At 45.7% G+C, this 12,643-nt stretch carries 11 protein-coding genes and 3 pseudogenes; 2 read left to right on the top strand and 12 right to left on the bottom strand.

Features of this window, described 5'->3' with window-relative positions:
* Window positions 1-55: 55 nt before the first annotated feature.
* Complete coding sequence (locus tag PYS62_RS07425; RefSeq protein WP_315573393.1) at window positions 56-661, bottom strand: CadD family cadmium resistance transporter; 606 nt, start codon at window positions 659-661, stop codon at window positions 56-58.
* A gap of 251 nt (window positions 662-912) precedes the next feature.
* On the opposite strand from PYS62_RS07425, the pseudogene PYS62_RS07565 reads away from it, so the two are divergent.
* A pseudogene (locus PYS62_RS07565) lies at window positions 913-2,085 on the top strand (IS110 family transposase).
* Between the two features lie 149 nt (window positions 2,086-2,234).
* On the opposite strand, the gene PYS62_RS07410 reads toward PYS62_RS07565, so the two are convergent.
* The 6 genes and pseudogenes from PYS62_RS07410 to PYS62_RS07385 form a co-directional block, all read right to left on the bottom strand.
* Window positions 2,235-3,971: an ABC transporter ATP-binding protein gene (locus PYS62_RS07410; RefSeq protein ID WP_066713995.1), complete on the bottom strand. Its 1,737-nt coding sequence runs from the start codon at window positions 3,969-3,971 to the stop codon at window positions 2,235-2,237.
* On the bottom strand, window positions 3,964-5,745 hold the full coding sequence (locus tag PYS62_RS07405; RefSeq protein WP_066713991.1) for an ABC transporter ATP-binding protein: 1,782 nt from the start codon (window positions 5,743-5,745) through the stop codon (window positions 3,964-3,966). Before PYS62_RS07405 ends, PYS62_RS07410 begins: the two co-directional genes overlap by 8 nt.
* A 40-nt stretch (window positions 5,746-5,785) precedes the next feature.
* Window positions 5,786-6,493, bottom strand: a complete 708-nt coding sequence (locus tag PYS62_RS07400) for a TetR/AcrR family transcriptional regulator (RefSeq protein ID WP_315574096.1) — start codon at window positions 6,491-6,493, stop codon at window positions 5,786-5,788.
* Between the two features lie 49 nt (window positions 6,494-6,542).
* A pseudogene (locus tag PYS62_RS07395) lies at window positions 6,543-8,113 on the bottom strand (recombinase family protein).
* Entirely contained in the window at window positions 8,113-8,535 is a 423-nt protein-coding gene (locus PYS62_RS07390; RefSeq protein ID WP_066713985.1) for a serine integrase family protein, read from the bottom strand. The pseudogene PYS62_RS07395 and the gene PYS62_RS07390 overlap by 1 nt, the downstream one beginning before the upstream one ends.
* A 1-nt stretch (window position 8,536) precedes the next feature.
* Window positions 8,537-9,028 (bottom strand): hypothetical protein, encoded by a 492-nt coding sequence (locus tag PYS62_RS07385; protein WP_315574097.1) that lies wholly within the window; start codon window positions 9,026-9,028, stop codon window positions 8,537-8,539.
* A gap of 24 nt (window positions 9,029-9,052) precedes the next feature.
* Between PYS62_RS07385 and PYS62_RS07380 the strand changes: the two genes are divergently transcribed.
* A complete protein-coding gene (locus tag PYS62_RS07380) occupies window positions 9,053-10,069 on the top strand; it encodes a recombinase family protein (RefSeq protein WP_315574215.1) in 1,017 nt (338 codons plus the stop codon).
* 55 nt (window positions 10,070-10,124) lie between these two features.
* Here PYS62_RS07380 and PYS62_RS07375 read toward each other — a convergent pair whose 3' ends face one another.
* The 5 genes and pseudogenes from PYS62_RS07375 to PYS62_RS07555 form a co-directional block, all read right to left on the bottom strand.
* Complete coding sequence (locus PYS62_RS07375) at window positions 10,125-10,343, bottom strand: hypothetical protein (RefSeq protein WP_156422960.1); 219 nt, start codon at window positions 10,341-10,343, stop codon at window positions 10,125-10,127.
* Window positions 10,344-10,354: 11 nt separating this feature from the next.
* Window positions 10,355-10,828, bottom strand: a complete 474-nt coding sequence (locus tag PYS62_RS07370; RefSeq protein WP_066713979.1) for a helix-turn-helix domain-containing protein — start codon at window positions 10,826-10,828, stop codon at window positions 10,355-10,357.
* A gap of 627 nt (window positions 10,829-11,455) precedes the next feature.
* The gene (locus PYS62_RS07365) at window positions 11,456-11,752 is read right to left on the bottom strand and encodes a type II toxin-antitoxin system RelB/DinJ family antitoxin (RefSeq protein WP_066713976.1); all 297 of its coding nucleotides are present in this window, start codon (window positions 11,750-11,752) and stop codon (window positions 11,456-11,458) included.
* 211 nt (window positions 11,753-11,963) lie between these two features.
* Window positions 11,964-12,080: a cadmium resistance transporter gene (locus PYS62_RS07560; protein ID WP_452038992.1), complete on the bottom strand. Its 117-nt coding sequence runs from the start codon at window positions 12,078-12,080 to the stop codon at window positions 11,964-11,966.
* 72 nt (window positions 12,081-12,152) lie between these two features.
* A pseudogene (locus PYS62_RS07555) lies at window positions 12,153-12,273 on the bottom strand (cadmium resistance protein CadD); the annotation flags it as partial.
* Window positions 12,274-12,643 lie beyond the last annotated feature (370 nt).

The raw sequence follows: 12,643 nt of genomic DNA, 5'->3' as shown, positions 1-12,643 counted from the left end.
AGTTTTTGTCCGCACCCCCTTTCCTTTAATAGGTCTGAAATATACAAATAGACTATTAACTTGTGATTAGTGATATTAAATAATTAATAGTTCCATTTTCAATCAATATATAGAGACCGAGTCCAATAAACACGACAGGTACAATTACTTTTTCGTACTTTTCCACAGTCTCTCCGATAGCAGAAATTGAGGCGAGATTTTGAGATAATTTGCATAGAATCAAAATCCCTAAGGCAAATATTACTAAACTTATACTAATCTCAATCAAACTCTTTCCTGTAAAATAGGGGATATAAATTCCTAAATTATCTCCACCCATTGCTACTGTTAAACTTGTAAATGCTAAGATTTTTGATCCATCTCCGGTAATTTTTCCCTCGATATCTTCTTCATCAATATCTTCATCCACAAAAATTGCTCTTATACCAAGACCTAGCGGAATTAGGCCAAGGAGTCCGATAATCCAATCTTGTGGAATAAAATTTAAAAAGTAAGCGGCAATAAGACTAGCCAGTACAAGCAGTCCTGTACCTAAATACTGCCCTACATAAATTGATTTCAAACCTTTCTTTCCTTGACTAGCGAATAAAATAGTCAAAACAACTAAGTAGTCAATGGATGTAGAAACAAAAACTAATAAAGCGGATACTATTGTTTCCATTATTTCTCCTCGTATTATTAGATTTGTAGTTTTTATAGACCCTCAGCAAGGTCTTATAATCTCTAACAGACGCTGTGGATTAGTATTTATCTCCTAACGCATAGACGTTTTAAGAAAGGCAATAACCACAGCCGTTTGTTTAAGCGGTAATTAGTTAGATAACGCATGACGTTTTATGTAGCACGAGGTTACGTGAGAACAAACAAGTCTGTGGGGCAATACAGTGTCTAATTTTTTACTGGAGGTCTGCTATGTTTTACGCAGGAATTGATGTAGCCATGGATAAACACGACTGTGTTATCCTAGATGCTAATGGCAAGTGTTTCATTGAAGTATTTACCTTCAAGAACAGTCGTGACGGTTTTGAACAGCTCATGAAGGTGCTCCATTCCTGTTCTAAGAAACCAACCAACATAAAAGTAGGGCTTGAATCGACAGGTCACTACAGCGATAATCTTCTGGCTTTCTTGAACAGTGTCGGTTACAAGCCCATTCTGCTCAACCCGTTACATACCAATCTTTTCAGAAAAGGTCAGAACCTTAGAAAGACGAAAACTGATCACGTCGATGCGCATACCATTGCCACTATGCTGAGAATCGAAGATCTCAAGTCCTACTCACAGCCATTTTACCATTTATCCGAACTAAAATCACTAACCCGTTATCGAGCGACCCTTGTTGCCGATTGCTCTAGTAAGAAAGTTTCTCTCGTCAGACTTTGCCAAATTCTCTTTCCCGAACTGAAGAGCCTCGTTCCCAGTCTTCACATGAATTCTGTATACCAACTTCTCTCAGAGTTACCCTCTGCTGACAAAATTGCCAACTGTAATCTCACACATCTCATTCATCTTCTTGCATCAGCTTCAAAGGGACATTACGGCCGCGTTAAGGCTCTTTCCATAAGAGATGCTGCTTGTTCTTCCATCGGTATAAAAAGCTGAGTAAAAGAATTGGAACTCCAACAAACTATAGCTCTTATTCAAGTCTATCAACAGCAAATTGAAGAGATAGAGTCAGAGATCAATGAGCTCATGAGTAAGATCGACAGTCCCATTACTTCTGTCCCTGGTATCGCCAACAAAATGGCTGCCGTCATTATCAGTGAGACCAACAACTTCAAGGATTTCAATTCTGCTGAGCAGGTTCTTGCTTATGCAGGACTGGATCCCTCTGTTTACCAGTCGGGACAGCTTACTTCTACGCATTCTAAAATGGTGAAAAGAGGTTCAAAATACCTGCGCTATGCCATCTTTAATGCTACTAAATACGTATGTCATTGGGACTCAACGTTCAATGCGTATTTAGCAAAGAAACGGGCAGAAGGTAAACCCTACAATGTTGCTGTCTCCCATGCTGCCAAGAAACTCACTCGCGTTCTCTTTCATTTGGTGAAAGCAAACGTTGCCTTTATTCCTCTGGCTTAAACCGCTACCTTATACGACTTATTTGCCAAGCACCTCGTGGTGCTTATTTCGTTATGCAATTATCAAGGTTCTTTTTATCCGATTTGCATTTCTGCATTTTCATGCTTTTTCTTCTTGACTTTTAATAGTTAGTCTTTCTTTGTTCTATTTTATGCTATCTTCCAGCTGACAGCACTGCGTCTGCCGGAAACAAAGTTCCTATAAATTCCATCTTCCCGAATCAGTGATTCATGCGTGCCCTGCTGCACGATCCTGCCTTTATCGATCACGATGATCTGATCCGCATGACGAACGGTCTTCAATCTGTGTGCGATCATAATGATCGTCTTTTCTCTGGTCAAATTTTCAATGGCCTGCGTAAGCTCCTTTTCGTTTTCTGGATCAACATTGGCAGTTGCTTCGTCCAGAATAATGATCGGAGCATCTTTCATGATCGCTCTGGCTATGGCGATCCGCTGTTTTTCACCGCCGGAAAGCGTTGCGCCACCTTCTCCGATCATAGTTTCATACCCATCAGGAAGTCCCATGATAAAGTCGTGCGCGGAAGCTTTCTTTGCAGCTTCGATTACATCTTTCATCGGTGCATCCGGCCTTCCAAATCGGATATTGTTCGCAATGGTATCCTCAAACAGATAGACCCTCTGGAAGACAAAGCTGAAATTCTCCATCAAAGAATCGAAGCTGTAATCCTTGACATCTTTTCCTCCAAGCGTCACCTTTCCGTCCTGTACATCCCAGAATCTGGCAATCAGAGATGTAACCGTGGTTTTGCCGCCTCCGGAGGGTCCGACAATTGCTGTCGTTGTCTTTTCCTTGATGTCAAGTGTGAGATCATCGATAATCTTTCTGTTCTCATAGGCAAAGCTTACATGGTCAAGATGGATATCGTGATTTTCCGGCTTAATATCCTCACCGTTAATGTCCATCTGCTGTACGGAAAGAATCTCATTGGCAAGGTCAACACACCTTCCGATCACTCTCAGAAGTGCTGTGTATACGCCTGCCAGATCCAGCATTTCAAACAGGATAAAGGAACAAAGCAGCATTGTGATCGTGTAATTCAGTGCCATCGTTCCGTTTATGCAGAAGTAAACGGATGCTCCTGCAATCACCACACCCGTCAGCTTGCACACAAGCTGCTGAAGGCCTACCATGGGGATCGCCGCAGTCTCGGCGCTGATATCCGCTTTTCTTTTTCGATCGATTGCTTTTTCCAGTCTGCTGTTGTTCGCGCTCACCAGATTGTAATTACGGATTTCGGCAATCCCCTGAATATATTCAAGCACTACGCCGACCATATCCTTATCTGCCTGAAGCTTCTCCTCCGCAACTCTCGCTACGTTTCTGTTGGTGAATATATTGACCACGCAGAAAACGACAATGCCAATCAATCCGATCACTGCGATACGCACATCAAACGCAAACAGCCCGATACCGATGATGACCGTAGTTATGGAGCCTTGTAAAATCATCATGACGGCACGTGTCGCGATATCCCCCAGCTGCTCCATAGAATTTGTAGTGACAGATGTGATGTGACCGAGACTGGTGTCGTTGAAGTACCCCATCGGGAGGTATCTCAAATGCTCCCCGATCTCGATTCGCTTACCGGCCGCCGTATTATATCCGGCCTCCGTCTGCATCATCTGTGAATAGCGGTTGATGATCATCTTTCCCACTGTGGAGATCAGCATGAGACCAATAACGACCAGGATCTCCTTTGTCCCTATGTCCCTGTTCAGAACCGCCGTCACAGTAAAGAACGCAGCAGGGATCTTCATAGCGGTAAAGACAGCGTCCAACACACCCAGCGCTAGGGCCTTATAAAACTTATTCCTGTTCTCCGTATTGCAGAAATCGAAGAACTTCTTCAGCATTTTAAGCATGGGCAACCTCCTCTCTGACAGCGGATGCCGTATAATCCGTGTCCGCGTCTCTTGCCTCGCTGTGGGCCTCCCACATCTTCTGATAAAGCGGACAGCCTGCAATAAGCTCGTTGTGCGTTCCTGCCGCCTCTATATTTCCCTCATTTACGACAAAGATCTTATCGGCACTTGTGATGGTAGACAGTCTGTGAGCAATGACGATCAGCGTTTTTCCCTGAACGAGCTTAGCCACGCTCATTTGAACAAGGGTTTCGTTTTCGGGATCCGTATAGGCAGTAGCCTCGTCCAGAATCACCACCGGCGCGTCTTTCAGCATGGCTCTTGCGATGCAGATACGCTGTCTTTCGCCTCCGGAAAGGTGTCCTCCAGCGCCGCCGACAACCGTATCGTATCCATGCTCCAGTCCCAGAATGAACTCATGGCAGCCAGTAGCCTTTGCTGCATTTATAATGTCTTCTTCAGATGCACCCTTGCGGCCGAGCCTGATATTTTCCAGAACGCTCATGTCAAACAGGTAGTTGTCCTGTGCTACATAAGAAATCTGACTCGCATAGTAATCCAGCGGCAGATTTCGGATATCCACACCACCATAGGTGATGCTTCCGCTGTCTACATCCCACAGGGAGTCGATGAGCCTTGCGATGGTGCTCTTTCCTGAGCCGGAGGGTCCCACGATCGCTGTAACGTCACCCTGTTTGATCTCCATATTCACGCCATGGAGCACTTCCTTTTCCTTGTATGTAAAGCGGACGTCACTCAGTTTGATATCAGAGCCCTCCGGCTGCTCTGTCAATGCGGCGGGTCTTTCCATGTCCTTTCTTTCCAGTATCTCCGTCACTTCTCCGAATATCGCACTCATCTTTGAGATGTCATCGGTGTAGGAGAAAGCCACTACAAGCGGAGTGACAAGTCCGGCCGAAAGGATGACCCCAGTGATAAAATCCGAAGCAGTAAGGCTCCCGCCTCTGACCAGCAGAAGTCCGACCGGAAGCACGCCAAGAAGCGTTGCGGGCGTGAATGAAAGGCTTCCCGACGACCACCAGATGCAGCGCCTCATCCAGTCGATAAAGCAGCTTGCGCCTTCTTTGGCGGCAGTAACGAATTTTTCATAAGAGCTCTTGGATTTACCGAAAGCCTTGATCACTTCGATCCCGTTGATGTATTCCACTGCCGTATCATTCAGTTTTTTTGTTTTTTCCAGCGTCAGCTGAAAGCTTTCGCCGCTGCCTTTCATCATGCCGGCAACAAAAAAAAGTCCGATCACGACAGGGATCAGATTTGCCAGTCCCATTCGCCAGTCAATCGTAAGAAGATAAATGAACATAATGAGCGGGAGCAAAAGATTTGCCGTGAATTCCGGGATGATGTGTGCCATGGTTGTTTCCATGGCATCCACTCGTTCCACGATGATATTTTTATAAGTTCCGCTGTGATCATCCAGAATGGAGCCGAGCGGTATCCTCGAAAGCTTTGCGGTCAGTTGTTTGCGGATCCCGCCAAGCACGGTAAAGGTTGCCACATGAGACAGCGTAGTGGATGATGAGTGAAGTGCGACTCTTATGATCCAGCAAACAACCATCAGTGTTACCTGTCTAAGGTAATATGACCAGTCCGCGCCGCCTGTTATCAATTTCTCCACAACGTCTGCGATCAGCAGATAGGGTATGAAGGATGCCACGACACCAAGGATCGCGAGCAGCACGCTGCCTACGAAGAATCCTCCTCGCCGTCCGGCAAACTCCATTACCCAAGAGATCGTGCTTTTTTTCTTCATTCAGATTGCCTCCTGTTTTTATGAATATGAATTATTGATGTCAGAATCCGAGAAACTTACGCCAACCCTCAGTAAAGAACATGGCGACGGTATAGGCATAGTGTCTCGCCTCATCATACGAAAAATCGTGTTTTAGCATTTCAAGAATGCATGAATACTCTGAGGTTAAAAGAAGATGCATTTCTCTGCCATCCACATGCTCTACATGAACTCCGGGCTTTTCCAGCCCGCTCATAAACAGCAGCGTATATTTTTGGACTTTCGTAACAAGGTCATGCAGGAAGTTTTCATACTTTGTTCCTTCGCTTCCGCAGAAGAGGAGCCTCTGTTCATCGATGTCTTCGTAGATCATATCCACTATCATTCCAAGCTGCCGGTCGTCTTCCCACATGGCTTCCAGCCCATGATCCCATGCGGTCGATGTCTGCCTGATTCTCTCCGTGTCGCAAAATCGATTCCACTTCTCTACAACAGGACCGACTACTGCTTCAAATATCTCTTCTTTATTCGAATAATGCCTGTATAACGCCGTAGCGGAAATCCCGACTTGTGAGGCAATGCTCCGCATCGACGCGTCCTCGAATCCTCTTTTTATAAACTCTTTTTTTGCGACCTCAAGGATCTTGTCTTTCGTGTCCATTTGCTTTCCCCCTAAAGATATGTTAACGTCGTAAACGTTGACAACGTTAACATTATAGTTAGGTATCGCTGACTTGTCAAGAAGATTCTTGATCCTATATCCCAACATAAGTATTAGACACTCCGTCGCAGCGAAGTGTCTCTGCATCCTTATTCTCTTATGCCTCCACATCGATTGTAAAACCCGACTTGAACTCCACTGTCAGCTTTTCATCGTGGACTGTGATCTTCTCAATCAGCCGTCTGACCAGCGTTTCGGAGTGTTCCGTGACCGCCGCATTCTGCCCATCAAGGAAGGCAGAAAGGTCATCGATGCGTTCCTTCAGCTCCGTGTTCTTCGCCGCCTTCGTCAGGATATCCTGCCGCTCCTGCCGGAGGCTGATAATGGCATCTCCGATCTCATCGATCATCGTCTGGTTTTTCCCGGCTTTCAGCAGTTCCTCCTGTTTTGCCTTTACGGCTACATCGATCTCGGCAAGTTGCTCTTCCGTGTCCTCATTCAAGACCGAGCGGATGTTTTCCTGCAAGACGGGGAGGAGGTAATCCCTTCTCGACCAGGCATCGTTGATTGCCATGACCACCGCCTCCTGCAGGTCTTCTTCGTGAATCGTCCTTGCCGGGCAGTCAATACCGCTGCTTTTCTTCAGTACCCGGCTCACGCACCGCCAGACCGTGGACTTGCATCCCCGGTTGTTCCATTTAATCCTGCGGAAGATGTCCCCACAGTGTCCGCAGAACACCAAGCTCGAAAGAGCGTACCGTGAACTGTAGATCCGCTTCTTTCCATCCGTCAGGATGTTAGCCCTTCGTGCGATTTCTGCCTGCACCCGGAGATAAACATCCTTTGCGATGATCGCCTCATGGCTGCCTTCCACATAGTACTTCGGCGCAAGGCCGTTATTGGCCACTCGTTTCTTATCGAGTGTATTTACCGTATAGGTCTTTTGCAGGAGTGCATCCCCGATGTATTTTTCATTGATGAGGATCTGCCGGATATTACTTTCATGCCACTTAGCGTTCCCCGCACCGTTCAGGATGCCATCCGCCTCCAGCCCCCTTTGATTTGGAGAAAACTGGCTCCATCCATGTATTCAGCATAAATGCGCCGAACGATATCCGCCTCTTCCGGAACGATGATAAGTTTTCCTTCATCATCTTTTGTGTATCCAAGAAACCGATTATGGTTGACCTGCACCTTGCCTGCCTGATTTCGGAACTGAATGCCGAGCCGGACGTTTGCCGACAGGGATTCCGATTCCTGTTGGGCAAGCGCCGCCATAATAGTCATAAGGACCTCTCCCTTGGCGTCAAGGGAATTGATATTCTCCTTCTCGAACAGGATTGCAATATTAAGATCCTTCAATTCTCTTGTATATTTCAGGCAGTCTACCGTATTTCGGGAGAAGCGACTGATGGACTTAGTCAGTATCATATCGACTTTTCCATCCCGGCAGTCCTGTATCATGAGGTTGAAGGATTCCCTTTTTGCTGTATTCGTTGCACTGATCAAGTCGTCCGCGTACACCTCAACCAGTTCCCATTCCAGATTGCTTTTGATATAGGAAGTGTAATGCTCGACTTGCATCTCATAACTGGATTCCTGCTCCTCAAATTCCGTAGAAACGCGGCAGTAGGCTGCTACCCTGGTTTTCTGCACCTTCTCCGTTTTCTTCTGCGCCCCGATGGTGCGCTTTGGCGGGATAACTGTGACATTTCCTGCAATCTGCATTATCCGTTCACCCCATTTCTTATCAGGCTGTAGGCGTACTCCGCCTGCCTGACTGGATCTTCATATTTCAGCGTGATTTTTGGAGCGGAAAACTTTGTATAAACCGTTCCTTTCGGCGCGCCTTTCCCTTTGTTCCTGTTACGCCCCAGCGCCTTCTCCCGGCGTATTCGTTCCGCTTCGACCCTGTCGGCCATTTCCTTCGTCAGCATCGGCGGGTAAAAGCCATCGCCGAGATACCGCTCATTCTGTATCAGACGTTTGACCCCGCAGTGGCTCATGGTCAGCCCCACCGATGCCGCCGCCTTTATAAAAGACATCCCGGACAGGTAATTTTCACATATCCGCCGGATAACGGCGGCCTGTTTTTCATTGACCACAGCCCTGCCACCGATGATGTCATAGCCGTATGGTGTATGTTCCATGTCATATCCTTTCCCGGAAAACGGCTCCGCACTTCATGGCAAATCCAATCTCCGTTCTTTTATAAACCACGATGTGATCAACTTGCTCCGTAAAGAGCGCGTCATCAAATTCCGTAAGGGTTCTGCCCTTCGCCGTGTACTTCAGAAGCTGCTCGAGAGTCTCCTGCCTTTCATGCGATCCGCTTACCTGCGCGGTCAGGAGATTCTGCTCGTTTGTGAGCCTCTGCGCTTCTTCCACAAGAGTATCGCTTTCTTCCGCATACACCGCCGGATCGAGAAGCCCCTTCGTGAAGAACTGCGTGATCTGCGCCCTGCGCTCAGCGTTCTTTTCCAGAAGGGATTCCAGTTTGGAAAGCCTGTCCAGTGTATCGGTTTTCATGCCTTCTTTCAGCATTTCCACGTATGGGAGGAGGACTCTGCTCCTGCCCCATGTCAGCTTGTTCATCATCGTGGCGCATGCCGCCTTCACTGGTTCCTCTGGTATGGACTTCATAACGCAGGCGTTCTTATCATCCACATGGCTCGATTGCTCCAGATTGATGTCAGATTTTCGCGGTCGTTCGCGGGAATTTATCAAAGCGTGTTTTTGCCTCGAAACACACCGATTTTTACCCTTGGTATGGATAAGATTGCAGACGGGCTTATGGCTGACGGTATCCTCACCGGCGCTGGCAAGACAAAATGTCACACCAGCACTATCAACAAGATCCTCCTCAACGAGAAGTACATCGGTGACGCGCTCCTGCAAAAGACTTACATCACAGATTTTCTGACGAAGAAGCGCATCAAAAACAACGACACCGTCCCGCAGTACTATGTGAAAGGCGACCACGAGGCCATCATCCCGAAGGACATCTTCCTTCGGGTGCAAGAGGAGCTGGTCCGCAGGCGCGTGGTCCATACCAGCGACAACGGCAAACGGCGCTGCTACTCCTGCAAGCACTGTTTCGCGCAGATCGTTTTCTGTGGCGAGTGCGGCGAATTTTACCGGCGTGTCCACTGGAACAACCGAGGCTGCAAGTCCATCGTCTGGCGGTGCTGCAGCCGCTTGGAGGCCACCGGCCACGCTTGCCACAACCGGACAGTCAATGAAACGCTTCTGGAACAGGTGGTAATCGATGCCATTAACCGGGTGCTCTGCCAGAAGGACGATTTCCTGCAAACGCTACGGGCGAACATAGCTACGGTAGTCCTGCAGGGTGATGCCCTCTCACCGGATGTCATAGACGAGCGGCTGAACAAGCTGCAAAAAGAGCTCCTGAAGAAGGTTAACCAGAAGGACGATTACGACGCCATCGCGGATGAGATTCTCCGCCTCCGGGATCAGCGCAGGCAGGCCGAGGTGGACAGCGTCATCAAGGATGAACAGATGAAGCAAATCCGGGACCTGCAGGATTTCGTCAAGAGCCAGCCTGCCACCATCACAGAGTTTGATGAGACACTGGTCAGCCGCCTAATTGAAAAGATCACCGTCTTCGATGACCACTTTACCGTAGACTTCAAATCCGGCATCACAATCGACATAGAGGCATAAAACAAGGCTCCCATACTACCGTTGATGGCAGTGTGGGAGCCTTGGCCTGTCTCTGTTATCCCATTTTCTTCTTGAAGAAGATGGCCAAAATAACACATACAATGATTCCAATAGCATATGGGATTGCAGTAAAAAAAGCAGCAGATGCAGGGGCACTATAACCGGCATATTGAATACCCCACTTCATGTCGGAGTAGTTATATGCAACAACGGCGCACATAACATCAGACAGAAGAACTGCCATAACCAAAAATACAGTAGATAAAGCCTTCATAAAGATCCTCCTTATTTGTTAGATGTACTCTTAAGGAGCAAAACTGCGCCGGCAATTATGGCCGCAAGGCAGATAATCAGAAATATTCCATCTCCGTCTATGGTAATCATTGATGAATCACTGATTTGGCTTGACGTTGATGGCATAAAAATTGAAACGAGTCCCCAAACAATCAAACAAACAATTCCAGCAATACAGGTGACTATTCCAAGAATACGCTTTTCTCTTCTGGTATTTGTTCTCGGCTGATCACTCTCGGTGTTTGCCACCGATTCAGATACGGCAGAGCCATCTTCTTTCATCAAATAATCAAGCGTTACATTGAAATACTTACTGATGGAAATAAGAGTATCGCTTTCTGGAATTGCCTTACCGGATTCCCACTTTGATATCGCCTGTCTGGATACGCCCAACTGCTCTGCAAGCTGCTCCTGTGAAAGGCCGCCTTTCTTTCGAAGCTCATATAGTTTTTCTGAAAGTACCACGTTTTCCTCCTTTCATTCAGAGCATACCTGAACATCGGGTAGAACTCCATACACAGCAGTTTGCAATTACGCAACCAGCGGTAGCAACTGCATATTCTTATGTTATTTGCATCAACAAATACAGATTTCCCTTCGGTCATCCATATCACTGTTTCAACCCTATCACAAAAACATCCATATCACTAACTCAACCCTCTGGCAGAAGCAGTTGATATGTTCTGTCGGAGCGGTTTTTGCGGTCAATTTCGCCCGCTGACGCTGACGGCCCATTGCCCGAAAATCCCGGAAATACGGCACTTTTATGCACCTCACCGGTCAACCCGTGACATCAATACGACCGTCTCAACGTGGATTGAGAGAACTCCAAGTATAGCTACACTTTTTTGAGTGCACACTATGGATATTGGGTGCACTTTTTAACGATAGGAAAAGCTATCGTTAAAAAGTTTAAGATTGGCTTAATAACAACGTTTACATTACAATTGTTCCAGTTGTTTAGTCTGGTCTCTTCTCACGTAGATAACCGCGAGTATTTGAACTTCTTTTCTACTATCATCAACACAAAAATAAACGTAATAATTTTTTACGCGTATTCTTCTAAAACCAAGTTCACACCACGGCTGCTAATCAACGTCCAAGCTCTTCAAAAACATCATCTATCGGATAACTATCACCATGAACCGCCTGATCATAACCTTTAGCCACCAACGCGTTAAACGTTTTCTCATCCATATCATCTTGTGCTGGAAACGACTTTGGAATAGTAAGCGAAAATGGAATACCCTTATTAAGAATGATTTGACGATAAAACATGTCAATAGCAGTAGCCCTAGGAATTCCAATAGTTTCCAGAATCTGCTCCGCCTGCTGCTTAATATTTTCTTGTATTCTCACATTCACATTCGCACTTTTAGTAACTGCCATATCAACCAATCTCCATGCACACATCGTAAAATACTGTATCGCATATTGCAACACATTTGCACGAATGGGATTTTTCGACTGTCATACACGATTTTTATGTTCGCATTACTGCATCAGATAGCACAATGAAGCGCCGTGACGGTGGAAGCACCACTTATTTTCTCGTTTGAGTTTGAACATAAAAATAGCAGATAAAGGGAAGGAAATGAATTTACACCACTTTTAGGACTTGACCTATGAAATAATTAATCGTCCCATTTTCAGTTAATATATATAGACCGAGTCCAATAAACACGACAGGTACAATTACTTTTTCGTACTTTTCCACAGTCTCTCCGATAGCAGAAATTGAGGCGAGATTTTGAGATGATTTGCATAGAATCAAAATCCCCTAAATACTGCCCTACATAAATTGATTTCAAACCTTTCTTTCCTTGACTAGCGAATAAAATAGTCAAAACAACTAAGTAGTCAATGGATGTAGAAACAAAAACTAATAAAGCGGATACTATTGTTTCCATTATTTCTCCTTTCAAAATGTTTAATGTTTATAGCCAATCAAAATTGACTGCACACACATTGTGCCTCGGCAGTTGCCAATGGAGACATTTTAAGAAATAACTTCATAATTTTCCCACTTTCCTTGAAATATTACTTGTGAAATTTACTTAAATTATATGATTTTGTCAAATATGCTGATAGATATCCACGCAAACTGTGAAGATTGAAAATATATAAAATTAGATAGACTAAACATTATTCATCTAAATAAAGCCATTGTTTTCAAAAGTCTTATAGTCTATTATTTTATTTTCTTGACAACAAACAAATTGATTCTAAATGGATTGAGAGAACGGGTAGTATAGCTACACTTTTTTGAGTTCCAAGCCA

The sequence above is a fragment of the Amygdalobacter nucleatus genome, from assembly GCF_029167365.1.
GTDB lineage: Bacteria > Bacillota > Clostridia > Saccharofermentanales > Fastidiosipilaceae > Amygdalobacter > Amygdalobacter nucleatus.
This window is presented reverse-complemented; position numbering and strand designations above follow the sequence as displayed.

Excerpts from the sequence above, each read along its gene's own strand:
- PYS62_RS07425 (WP_315573393.1), bottom strand. The coding sequence starts at position 661 with ATGGAAACAATAGTATCCGCTTTATTAGTTTTTGTTTCTACATCCATT.
- PYS62_RS07410 (WP_066713995.1), bottom strand. The coding sequence starts at position 3,971 with ATGCTTAAAATGCTGAAGAAGTTCTTCGATTTCTGCAATACGGAGAAC.
- PYS62_RS07405 (WP_066713991.1), bottom strand. The coding sequence starts at position 5,745 with ATGAAGAAAAAAAGCACGATCTCTTGGGTAATGGAGTTTGCCGGACGG.
- PYS62_RS07400 (WP_315574096.1), bottom strand. The coding sequence starts at position 6,493 with ATGTTGGGATATAGGATCAAGAATCTTCTTGACAAGTCAGCGATACCT.
- PYS62_RS07390 (WP_066713985.1), bottom strand. The coding sequence starts at position 8,535 with ATGGAACATACACCATACGGCTATGACATCATCGGTGGCAGGGCTGTG.
- PYS62_RS07385 (WP_315574097.1), bottom strand. The coding sequence starts at position 9,028 with ATGAAGTCCATACCAGAGGAACCAGTGAAGGCGGCATGCGCCACGATG.
- PYS62_RS07380 (WP_315574215.1), top strand. The coding sequence starts at position 9,053 with ATGGCTCGATTGCTCCAGATTGATGTCAGATTTTCGCGGTCGTTCGCG.
- PYS62_RS07375 (WP_156422960.1), bottom strand. The coding sequence starts at position 10,343 with ATGAAGGCTTTATCTACTGTATTTTTGGTTATGGCAGTTCTTCTGTCT.
- PYS62_RS07365 (WP_066713976.1), bottom strand. The coding sequence starts at position 11,752 with ATGGCAGTTACTAAAAGTGCGAATGTGAATGTGAGAATACAAGAAAAT.